6 protein-coding genes are annotated in these 6,989 nt (G+C 68.8%); 4 read left to right on the top strand and 2 right to left on the bottom strand.

The window, feature by feature from the left end:
• Window positions 1-176 precede the first annotated feature (176 nt).
• The 3 genes from H9654_RS17130 to lpxH are packed head-to-tail and all read left to right on the top strand — an operon-like array spanning window position 177 to window position 2,624.
• Window positions 177-1,322: a glycosyltransferase family 4 protein gene (locus H9654_RS17130; RefSeq protein WP_191771915.1), complete on the top strand. Its 1,146-nt coding sequence runs from the start codon at window positions 177-179 to the stop codon at window positions 1,320-1,322.
• On the top strand, window positions 1,303-1,842 hold the full coding sequence (locus H9654_RS17125; protein ID WP_101098717.1) for a phosphatase PAP2 family protein: 540 nt from the start codon (window positions 1,303-1,305) through the stop codon (window positions 1,840-1,842). Before H9654_RS17130 ends, H9654_RS17125 begins: the two co-directional genes overlap by 20 nt.
• A gap of 44 nt (window positions 1,843-1,886) precedes the next feature.
• Window positions 1,887-2,624, top strand: a complete 738-nt coding sequence (gene lpxH, locus H9654_RS17120) for a UDP-2,3-diacylglucosamine diphosphatase (RefSeq protein WP_191771914.1) — start codon at window positions 1,887-1,889, stop codon at window positions 2,622-2,624.
• A 9-nt stretch (window positions 2,625-2,633) separates the two neighbouring features.
• Here the strand turns inward: lpxH and H9654_RS17115 are convergent, their stop codons facing one another.
• A complete protein-coding gene (locus H9654_RS17115) occupies window positions 2,634-3,746 on the bottom strand; it encodes a M12 family metallo-peptidase (protein WP_191771913.1) in 1,113 nt (370 codons plus the stop codon).
• A 222-nt stretch (window positions 3,747-3,968) separates the two neighbouring features.
• Complete coding sequence (locus H9654_RS17110) at window positions 3,969-5,210, bottom strand: M12 family metallo-peptidase (protein WP_191771912.1); 1,242 nt, start codon at window positions 5,208-5,210, stop codon at window positions 3,969-3,971.
• 292 nt (window positions 5,211-5,502) lie between these two features.
• Between H9654_RS17110 and H9654_RS17105 the strand changes: the two genes are divergently transcribed.
• Window positions 5,503-6,984, top strand: coding sequence for a phospholipase effector Tle1 domain-containing protein (locus tag H9654_RS17105; protein WP_191771911.1), 1,482 nt, complete (start codon window positions 5,503-5,505; stop codon window positions 6,982-6,984).
• The last annotated feature ends 5 nt before the right edge of the window (window positions 6,985-6,989 follow it).

Here is a 6,989-nt window from a genome sequence, read left to right as displayed (position 1 = left end):
CCCCCCCCCCCCCCCCCCCCCCCCCCCCCCCCCCCCCCCCCCCCCCCCGCCCCAGATGCAGCTCCAAAGCCACCCGCGAGGGGGTCCCACCCGTTCGCCCGGTAACGCGACGGTCGCAATCCGGTCATGCCCGGGACATGCCCAACGACGAGCATGCGCACAAACGGGAGAGCCCCATGCGCTACGCGATCGTCACCGAGACCTATCCTCCGGAAGTGAACGGCGTGGCCCTGACCGTGCAGGGGTTGGAGATGGGCCTGCGCCAGGCCGGGCACGAGGTCGACCTGGTGCGACCGCGCCAGCTCGCCGACGGCGACGCCGAGCAGCGGGACGGCACGCTGCTGGTTCCCGGTGCCGCCCTGCCCCGTTATCCCGGCCTGCGCTTCGGCCTGCCCGCGCCTGTCCGGCTGGGCCGCCAGTGGCAGGCCCGACGCCCCGATGCGGTCTACATCGCAACCGAAGGCCCGCTGGGCTGGTCGGCCCTGCGCTGCGCGCGCCGGCTCGGCATCCCGGTCGCCACCGGCTTCCATACCCGCTTCGACGAATACCTGCCTGACTACGGCGTTGCATGGCTGCAGGCCGCCGCGCTGCGCTGGATGCGCCGCTTCCACAACCAGGCCGATGCCACCCTGGTGCCCACCCGGGAACTGCAGGACTTCCTCGCCGGCGAAGGCTTCGAACGGGTCCGCCTGCTGGCCCGCGCGGTGGACAGCCAACAGTTCGATCCGGCCAAGCGCGATCCGGCGCTGCGCGAAGAATGGGGTATCGAGGGGAATGGTTTTGCCGCGATCTACGTCGGGCGCATCGCCGCGGAAAAGAACCTGGGTCTTGCGGTGAAGGCCTTCCGCCGGCTGCAGCAGCAGCGCCCCAAAGCCCGCTTCGTGCTGGTCGGCGATGGACCGGCCCGCGAAAAACTGGCCCACGACAATCCTGATTTCCTGTTCTGCGGCGTGCAGCGCGGCGAAGCGCTGTCGCGCCATTTCGCCAGTGGCGACCTGTTCCTGTTTCCCAGCCGCAGCGAGACGTTCGGCAACGTGACCCTTGAAGCGATGGCCAGTGGGCTCGCCACGGTAGCCTTCGATTACGGCGCCGCGCGCGAATACCTGCGCGATGGTGAGAATGGCGCGGCGGTGGATACCGACGACCAGTTCGTCGAAGCCGCGCTGCGCTTTGCCGGCGATGACACACTGCGCGCCAGCCTTGGCCAGCAGGCGGCGCGGGACATGAAGCGCCTGCATCCACAGCAGGTGGTAGCCGAATTCGATGCCCTGCTGTCCGAACTCGCCCACGCCCGGAGGCTGCATGCGCACCACGCCGCTTGACCTGTTGATCGGCCGCGAAACCCGCTGGTGCCGCCGTGCCAACCTGTACTGCCGCCGCCGTCGCATGCGCTCGCTGTTCGCGGTGATCAGCCGGCTGGGTGATGGCGTGTTCTGGTACGTGCTGATGGGTGCGCTGGTGTTGCTGGATGGCATGGAAGGGCTGCGCGCCAGTACCCACATGGCCGCCACCGGCCTGGCCGCACTCTTGATGTACAAGGGGCTCAAGCGCTGGACCCGGCGCCCGCGGCCCTACAAGGCTGATCTGCGCATCCGCGCCTGGGTGGCCCCGCTGGACGAGTTCAGCTTCCCTTCCGGCCACACCCTGCATGCAGTCTCGTTCACTGCTGTGGCCCTGTTCTATTACCCATGGCTGGCGCCGCTGCTGGTGCCGTTCACGCTGGGCGTGGCGGCCTCGCGCGTGGTGCTGGGCCTGCACTACCCCAGCGATGTCCTGGCCGCCACCGGTATCGCGCTGCTGCTGGCGTGGGCCAGCCTGGGATGGCTGCCGTTGGGCGCGTGATCCCCATCCCCACACGCATCGGATGTCTTGCCTACAATAGGCGCATGACCACGCTGTTCATTTCCGACCTGCACCTGGACGCGAGCCGTCCGGCCATCACCGAGCTCTTCCTTGCCTTCCTGCGCAGCGAAGCCCTTGAAGCGGACGCGCTGTACATCCTGGGCGATCTGTTCGAAGCCTGGATCGGTGACGACACGCCTTCACCGGCGGCCGATGCGGTGGCAGCGGCGCTGAAGGAAGTGTCCGATGCCGGCGTGCCGGTGTACTTCATCCGCGGCAACCGCGACTTCCTGCTGGGCGAGCAGTACGCCGCGCGCGCCGGCATGCGCATCCTGCCCGATCCCAGCGTGATCGACCTGTATGGCACCCCGGTGCTGCTGCAGCATGGCGACCTGCTGTGTACCGATGACCTGCCATACCAGCAGTTCCGTGCGCAGACCCGCGACCCGGCGTTCCAGGCCCAGTTCCTGGCACAGCCGCTGGCCGCGCGCATCGCGTTCGCACAGAAGGCACGCGATGCCAGCCAGAGCCGCCAGTCGGAAATGAAGCAGGGAGATCGCGCGCAGTTCGAAACCGTCACCGACGTGGCACCGGCCGAGGTGGATGCGACCTTTATCCGCTTCGGCGTGGACACGATGATCCACGGCCATACCCATCGCCCCGCCGTGCATTCGCTGATGGCAGGCGGCCAGGCACGCACGCGCATCGTGCTGGGCGACTGGTATGAGCAGGGTTCGGTGCTGCGGGTCACCTCCGATGGGATGTCGCTGCAGGCACTGTGATGCTCCTGCTCAGCGGAAGCCGGCGATCTTCGCGCGGGTGAGTTCCAGCACACGGCGGTTATCCGCTTCGTTGCGGTTCCCGGTGGGCTGGCCTTCGTGCAGCAGGTCCGGGCTGGACCAGTAGGGAATGCGCCGGCAGCCGGTCGGGCAGTCGTAGGACATCACCGTCCGCCATCCCAGCGCACGCGGTGGCTGGTACCAGTACCCATGGCCGAAGGCGAACGGGGCGACTGCCGGATCGCGCTTGATGTCGTGCCGGGCGCCTGCCAGATGCCCGATTTCATGGGCAAGGACATACTCTCCCGCAGCGCATTGCTCCAGCACGGCAACGAACGCACCGTCGGCGTCCGCCCCGATCTGATCGGCGAGCCCGCAGGCGAACGCACGATTCATCAGCAGCAGAACGACATCAGCCGCGTGCTGGTCGCGCAGCGCGTGTACCTCGTCCATGTGGCCGTCACCAGGCGAGCGCAGGCGCCTCAGGTCCTGCTCCATGTTGCCGCTTTCCTCATAGGGCGTGACCACGTACCCCGCCAGTTCCACGTCCATGTCCACGCCGCTGCGCTGGTAGGTGAGGTTGGATTCGGCGATGGACAGTTCGGCCAGTGCCCGCAGGTCGCCGGGGTAGCCGGCCACCGCGTCGGCCGTGGCTACCACGAGCAGCCGGACCCTGCTGGTCGGCGCGGCGCCTGCCGGGCCGACGGCGGATGGCTTCAGTGGCCCCACCGGGATGTCACCCGGAGGATGCATCGGCAATTGGCGGGTGGCCAGCGGCAGGGTCTGGTGCCGGCCACCGCCGACCGGAACGATGCGCAGCAGGTCTTCGCCCCTATGCACGACCGCCGTGATTCCCGCCGGGGATCGCACCAGGCTGAGCTCGCCCCCCGCAGCCTGTCCGGTGGCGTCCCAGCTGCCGCTCCATGCCACGTCCCCCGTAGCCAATGCGCGGGAATGTTCGCGTCGCACGGCGACCGGCCGGCCCTCGATCTCGAGCATCAATGCCGGTGTCCCGGCATGCAGCGCAGAGGTGGCAGCCTCCTGCAGTTTCAGCGATGGGGCGGCAGCAGTTGCCAACGATGTACCGGCCAGGAGCAGGCCGGGGAGAAGACGGGAATGCAGCATGATGACCTCCTGTGGGCACTACGGCGAACCAGCACCCGACTCCGGACACTGCGGACTTCACCGCGCATGAGGCCATTACGCGACGATCGCCGGCGCGGATCCATCAGGAAACGCCGCCTCTGGCAGCCCGATAACGCCGGGGCCCAGCGGGGCCGCGCTCTGCGCGCCACGCCCGAAGGCGTGACGCGGGGACCCGACTCTTCCAGCAAAGGCGCAGCAAGCTCAGCGGAATCCGGCGACCACGTGCTTGCGCTGCACCAGCACCCGCTGGTTGTCCGCTGTGGCCGCATCACCGGTGCGGGCGCCGCCGTAGGTGATGCCCGGGTTGGACCAGCTATTGATGCGCGTACAACCGCCCGGGCAGTCGTAGGACATGATGGTGCGGAAACGCTCGCCGCTGCCCAGGCTGAACTGGTAGCCGTGTCCGTAGGGATAAGGCGAGCCGGAGGCGTTGGCGCGGTCATGGTTGGCGCCCAGCACGTGGCCGACTTCGTGGGCGAAGGTATAATTTCCGGTGGCGCAGCGCCAGCCGACAACGGCGAAGGCATGCGAGGCCGGCGCGTTGATATAGCCCACGCCACATGCATCCTTGCCGTCGGTCAGCATCACGACGACATCGGCCCGGGCAGCGTCGCGCAGGGCGTGCACCTCATCCAGCTGGCCGTCGCCCGGGTTCTGCAGCCTCCCCAGGTCATCCCCCATGCGCCCATCAGGGAAGCCGGTCGTGCGGTAGTCGGCAAGCTCCATGCGGATGTTGGTCCAGCCATTCTTGAACCCCTCGTTGGATTCGGCCACGGCCAGTTCGGCCTTTGCCCTCATGTTGCCCCCATAGGCGTTGATGGCCCCCTGGGTGGCAATCACCAGCACCCGGATCGTCGCCCAGCCACCCGGATCTCCGCTGCGGGCCTGCACGTCCGGCGCGGGCGGCGGCGCTGGCGGCGCCGGCAGCGACGGCATGCCCAGCGGATGCATCGGCGGCAACCCATGCTCGTCCACCTTGACCAGCGCGTGTTCCCCGTGGCCCACCGGACGCAGGTCGTAGCGCTGCTGGCGGTCGCGGATGGTCCCGGTAACGCTGCCGTCGACCGCCTGCACCAGGATCACCGATGCAGGCGCCGCAGCTCCTTGCGCAGACACGGCGAGCGGCGCGGCGGCATCCTCTTCGGCGCCATACCAGACCAGGCTGCCATCGGCTGCCGCTTCTTCTCTGATACGGCGTACCTGCAGCATCCGCTCGCCCAGCGGCAGCTCCAGCCGATCATCGGACAGTGCGGCCACGTTCATGCGCAGCGCCTGCACGATATCGGTGCTGGGTTCGGCCTGCAGGTGGGCCCAGCCGGCGTCGGTGCCGGCACGCGGTGCAGGCCCTGTGGCAGGTTCGAACAAGGGCGCTGCAGTGGCGCCTCCGCTGACCAGCAGGGCCAGCGCGGTCGCGAGCGGCGTGTATTTCGAATGATGGGACATGATTCGTTCTCCATAGCGGATTCCCCTGTTGCCGACGCTTCATCAATGGGCCGCAGATCGGCGCGGCACCAGATGCGTAGCCGTCACGGCCGAGCCGGTGCAGCGATTGCATGGCAACGGCGAAGCGGAGTGTCCGTGGTGGCACGCCACGCGGGCGGGAAATCGAACCGATGCCCGCCAGCAACGTGACCGCCGTGGCAATGCAGACGTGTCCCCGTGGTCGGCGTCACCGGCCTGGCAGGGTTCCCTTGCACCCGGCGCCGCGCTACTGTCCGTGCACGGGAGGGCGGCCATGAGCACAGCGCGAGGGGACGGCAGCACACGCGATAGCGGCCTGCTTCGAATCGGCCTGTTCTTCGACGGTACGCGCAACAACGCACGGAACCTGGCGCGCGGGCGCGGTCCCGGCGGCGACCACCCCGGTCCGCCGCAAGCCTTGCCACCGATATGGCAGGCCGATGACGCCTCGCCGTACCACAGCCGCATCACCAGCAGCTTCAACAACGGCCTGACCAACGTGGCGAGGCTGCATGCGCTGTACGCGGACGGTCGCGTGGCGGGCGCCGCCACCCCGTCGGTGGCGATCTATACCGAAGGCACCGGCACCCGCGATGGCCAGGCTGATGACCTGATCGGACTGGCCTTCGGCGTGGGGACCAGCGGTGTCCGCGCGAAGATCAACCGCGCCCTGCAGGCCCAGCTCCCCGCTGCGCTGGCACAGCTCGCACGGCACTGGCAGCAGCCGCTGCGAGGCATCCGGGTGGATCTGTTCGGGTTCTCGCGCGGGGCCGCGGCGGCACGTGATGTCGCCAACCAGATCGCGGCCTGGGGATCACCGCACTGGCAAGGACTGCTGCGCGAAGCCGGCCTGCGCGTGGATCCGGCGTTCACCCTGCCCCATCCGGCGATCGGCTTCATCGGGCTGTTCGATACCGTAGTGGCGATCAGGGGCGGTCGTGCCGATGAAGCGCCGCGCCTGCACCTGCCTGCGGGGATTGCAGGCAAGGTGCTGCAGCTGAGCGCGCGCGACGAACATCGCGAGCACTTCGCCCTGACCACGGTGGCACCGGACCACGAAGAAATCAGGCTGCCCGGAGTACACGCCAACATCGGGGGCGGCTACGACCAGACAGAAGAGGGCCCCAAGCTGCTCACCCGTCCACGCAGCCAGCAGGTGCGGCGACACGGGCTGGAGGACTTCGCCCTTCCCCCTGCAGACTGGCTGCATCGCACCGAAAGCCACCAGCGTGCACTGGCCGAAGCCGTCCGCTGGCAGCAGCAGCTGGGGCTGGGCGCCGATGCGGTGTGGGTGGACACGTGGCACCAGTGGGTACGCCAGCGCCAGGCAGGCAGCCGCAGCGCGCTGCCCACGCCGACCTTGTTCGTGTATTCGGCAGTGGTGCTGAAGCGTCCGATCGACTGGCGTTACCAGCTGATCGCGCTGCGCCTGATGCATGCGCGTGCCGCGGCGGCGGGCGTGCGCTGGACCGACGCACCCGATGCCGGCATCGACAGCACATTGCCCACGGACCTGCGCGGGATCGCCGCTGCGCTGATGGCCAGCACGGCGCTTGAGCCGGCGCAGGAACGACTGCTGAAACAGCGTTACCTGATGCAGTCGGCACACTGGAATTTCGACGCGCTGGGTGACACCGCACTCACCTACACCGCCGATGCCGGAGTCAGCGAGCTGCCGTATCGACCCGGCCCGGGACTGTTCTACATCAACCGCCCCACCGCCGACGGCCAGCGCGTCGTGCTGCGCAACGCCTGAGGCCC

This window comes from Stenotrophomonas lacuserhaii (assembly GCF_014836545.1).
In the GTDB taxonomy this organism is placed as follows: domain Bacteria; phylum Pseudomonadota; class Gammaproteobacteria; order Xanthomonadales; family Xanthomonadaceae; genus Stenotrophomonas; species Stenotrophomonas lacuserhaii.
Note: the sequence above shows the minus strand (reverse complement) of the source record. Positions and strands in the feature narration are given on the sequence as shown.

Excerpts from the sequence above, each read along its gene's own strand:
- H9654_RS17130 (WP_191771915.1), top strand. The coding sequence starts at position 177 with ATGCGCTACGCGATCGTCACCGAGACCTATCCTCCGGAAGTGAACGGC.
- H9654_RS17125 (WP_101098717.1), top strand. The coding sequence starts at position 1,303 with ATGCGCACCACGCCGCTTGACCTGTTGATCGGCCGCGAAACCCGCTGG.
- lpxH (WP_191771914.1), top strand. The coding sequence starts at position 1,887 with ATGACCACGCTGTTCATTTCCGACCTGCACCTGGACGCGAGCCGTCCG.
- H9654_RS17115 (WP_191771913.1), bottom strand. The coding sequence starts at position 3,746 with ATGCTGCATTCCCGTCTTCTCCCCGGCCTGCTCCTGGCCGGTACATCG.
- H9654_RS17110 (WP_191771912.1), bottom strand. The coding sequence starts at position 5,210 with ATGTCCCATCATTCGAAATACACGCCGCTCGCGACCGCGCTGGCCCTG.
- H9654_RS17105 (WP_191771911.1), top strand. The coding sequence starts at position 5,503 with ATGAGCACAGCGCGAGGGGACGGCAGCACACGCGATAGCGGCCTGCTT.